This is a genomic window from Archangium sp., assembly GCF_036389735.1.
Taxonomy (GTDB): Bacteria; Myxococcota; Myxococcia; order Myxococcales; family Myxococcaceae; genus Archangium.
Window position 1 is genome coordinate 1 of the sequence record NZ_DASVWK010000681.1, and the last position, 2,996, is coordinate 2,996.

At 66.6% G+C, this 2,996-nt stretch carries 4 protein-coding genes; all 4 read right to left on the minus strand.

Annotated features, from left to right (window positions below):
- On the minus strand, positions 1-540 hold a 540-nt coding region (locus VF794_RS24005), incomplete at its 3' end, for a metallophosphoesterase family protein (RefSeq protein WP_331114219.1).
- Between the two features lie 29 nt (positions 541-569).
- Entirely contained in the window at positions 570-917 is a 348-nt protein-coding gene (locus tag VF794_RS24010; RefSeq protein WP_331114221.1) for a TIGR02266 family protein, read from the minus strand.
- A 47-nt stretch (positions 918-964) separates the two neighbouring features.
- Positions 965-1,891 carry a PfkB family carbohydrate kinase gene (locus VF794_RS24015; protein WP_331114223.1) on the minus strand — a complete coding sequence of 309 codons (927 nt, stop codon included), beginning with the start codon at positions 1,889-1,891 and terminating at the stop codon, positions 965-967.
- 102 nt (positions 1,892-1,993) lie between these two features.
- A partial coding sequence (locus tag VF794_RS24020) for an MCE family protein (RefSeq protein ID WP_331114224.1) occupies positions 1,994-2,996 on the minus strand: 1,003 nt, incomplete at its 5' end.

Here is a 2,996-nt window from a genome sequence, read left to right on the forward strand (position 1 = left end):
CTTGTAGCCCCGACGGATGCCGAACTTCTGCGCCACCACGTCATGCACCTCGCCATTGCCGATGGCGAACGCCTTGCACAGATGGCTGTGCCCGATGAACGTCACCTCGGGCAGGTGCTCCACGTACGGCGCCAGCTCACGCGCCTGCTCCAGCGCGAAGATGTACTCGTACGCCCGGGGCTCCACCGGCGAGCCGTGACAGAAGCCCACGTCCCCGATCCGGTACGTGTAGGGCAGGCTCTTGAGCCAGTCCATGTTCTCGTCCGAGAGCACCCCGGCCGACCAGTCGAGCGCATGGCGGGCCGCCTCGTAGTAGTACGAGTAGTCCATCCGCCCGGCCACCGCGGCGTCGTGGTTGCCCAGCAGCGTCACCTCGGTCACCGAGCGCACCAGGTCACAGCAGGCGTTGGGCGAGGCCCCGTAGCCCACCACGTCCCCCAGCGACACGATGCGATCCACCTTCTGCTCCTCCGCCACGCGGAGGACCTCCGTCAGCGCCTCGATGTTGGAGTGGATGTCGGAGATGATCGCGATGCGCATTCAGGAGAACTCTCTCAGGCCCCCGGCCGCTAGGTGCCGAACGCGGGCGTCCGCTGCTCTTCGGAGATGATGCGCCGCAGGACATCCAGCGCGCCAGAATCCAACCCCTCGAACTTCAAGCCCATGCCCGGGGGCCCTTTTTCCACCCGGCGATCCCGGCTCCACACCACCGTGGCCTCGGCCGTGAGCTCCTTCACGTCCCCGCCACTCAGCTTCAGCAGCGTCCGCCGGCCCTTGGCCAGGGGCGTGTTCGTCTGGAGGAACATCCCCCCCTCGCTCAAGTTGCCGACCCGCGCGTAGAGGGTGATGTTCTCCGACTCGCACCAGGCCCGCTGGCGCGAGGGGATTCGACCGTGCTTTCGGTTATCCGTCCGCAACCCCTTGGCCCTCCAAATGGCAAGGAGTGAGATTAGGGATAACGGAATTATCCGTCAAGCGGACCCAGATCCTCGAAATGCGTGAGTCGCTTGAAATCCGCGAATCGCCCGTGGATCAGCTTGCGGTCCACCTCGCGCAGGCGCTCGAGGCTGAACTTCTCCACGGTGAAGGAGGCCATCACGCTGCCCATCACCATGGCGCGGCGCAGCACCTGGCTGTCGAGCTTCCCGTTGTGCTGGGCCAGGGTGCCCATGAAGCCGCCGGCGAAGGTGTCTCCGGCGCCGGTGGGATCGAACACGTCGGCCAGCGGGAGGGCCGGGCAGGCGAAGACGTGGTCCTGCTCGAAGAGGAGCGCGCCGTACTCGCCGCGCTTGATGACGACGCGCTGGGGGCCCATGCCGAGGATGGCGCGGGCGGCCCGGACGATGTTGTGCTCACCGGAGAGCTGGCGCGCCTCGGCGTCGTTGACGAAGAGCAGGTTGACGCGCTGGAGCGTCTTGAGGAGCGCCGGCCGGCTGCCGTTGATCCAGAAGTTCATGGTGTCGGCGGCGACGAGCTTGGGGCCCTTCACCTGATCCACCACCTGGGCCTGGAGCTCGGGGTGGATGTTGCCGAGGAAGACGAACTGGGAGTCGCGGTAGCTCTCGGGGAGCTTGGGCGAGAAGGTCTGGAAGACGTTGAGCTGGGTGTCGAGCGTCTCGGCCTCGTTGAGCTGCCAGCCGTAGCGGCCCTTCCAGCGGAAGGTGCGGCCCTTCTCGCGGGTGACGCCCTCGATGTCCACGCCGCGGCCGCGCAGGAAGTCCAGGTGGGCCTGGGGGAAGTCCTCCCCCACCACCGCCACCACCTTCACCGGGGCGAAGAAGGACGCGGACGTGGAGAAGTAGGTGGCCGAGCCGCCGAGGATGTCCTCCTTCAGTCCGAAGGGGGTTTCCACCGAGTCCAGCGCGACAGAGCCAACGACGAGAAGAGACATGGGCGTTCCAGGGGGAGAGTCCGTGAGGACGGCGCACGGGACTCCCAGGGGACCGCCCGTGCCGTGGCGAGGTACGACTTTTCAGCCGGTCAGGTCAAGCGTTCACGGCGTGGGGAGGGCCGGCAGCATGGCCTTGAGATCGTCGTCGGTGAAGTAGATGCCTCCGCCGAAGAAGAAATCCCGGCCGGCGAGCATGCGCCGCGTGTTCACCTCGCGCTTGGTGTCATTGAGGATGTCGTCGAGGCCGGCGGTGATGAACAGCCGGTCGAAGGCCTGGGCGCGCAGCGAGGTGCGGATGCGCGGGTAGCGCAGCTCGTCCACCGAGAAGTTGAAGGCGTCCACCTTCAGCATCAGGTGGTCCTTGAAGAAGTGGAAGTCGGCACCCACACCGCCCGTGGACTCGATGATGCCGAAGCGCAGGGTGGTGAAGTAGTAGCGCTTGGCGAACTGGGCGCTGAACTTGAAGCCTTCCCGGGTGATCTTCTGCTGCTGGACGACGGGCTCGCCCGAGGAGGGCGGGTTGGCCTGGACGAACTGCGTCTCGGAGATGCCGCGCGGGTCGTCCACCAGCTCCAGCAGGTAGTACTTGTCCGGCTTGGGCGCCAGGCGCAGCGTCAGGCTGTTCTTCGAGGCGCCCTGCTCCACCAGATAGGTGGCCTGCAGGCCCACCTCGGTCTGCATCCCGGTGAGCTTGGAGGAGAAGTCGGACAGGTCCTCCACGGACTCGGCGAGCTTCTGGCCCAGGCGCTTGTCGGCCACCAGCGCGCCCACGGCGCCCTCGCCCTTGTTCACCCGGGAGGTGATCTCCTCGAGGTTGGAGAGCGTCTTGTCCAGCCGGTTCATCGTCTGCTTGACGCTGGCCACGCTCTCCTTCAGGTCCCCTTCCCCACCGCTGCCGACGATCTTCTGCACCGTGGCCAGCACCTGACGCGTGTCGTGGGTGATGGCCTCGATGTTGCGCACGATGTGGCCGACGCTCTGCTCGTTGGCGGCGGTAATCCCCTTCACGTCGGCGCTCACGCCCTCGAAGTTGCGCAGGATGGAATCCAGGCGCTCGGCGCTGGAGCGCACCGTGATGTCCACCGACTCCGACAGGCGCACGAGG

Bases quoted from the DNA above. Each gene is read 5' to 3' on its own strand.
- VF794_RS24015 (WP_331114223.1), bottom strand. From the start codon at position 1,891: ATGTCTCTTCTCGTCGTTGGCTCTGTCGCGCTGGACTCGGTGGAAACC.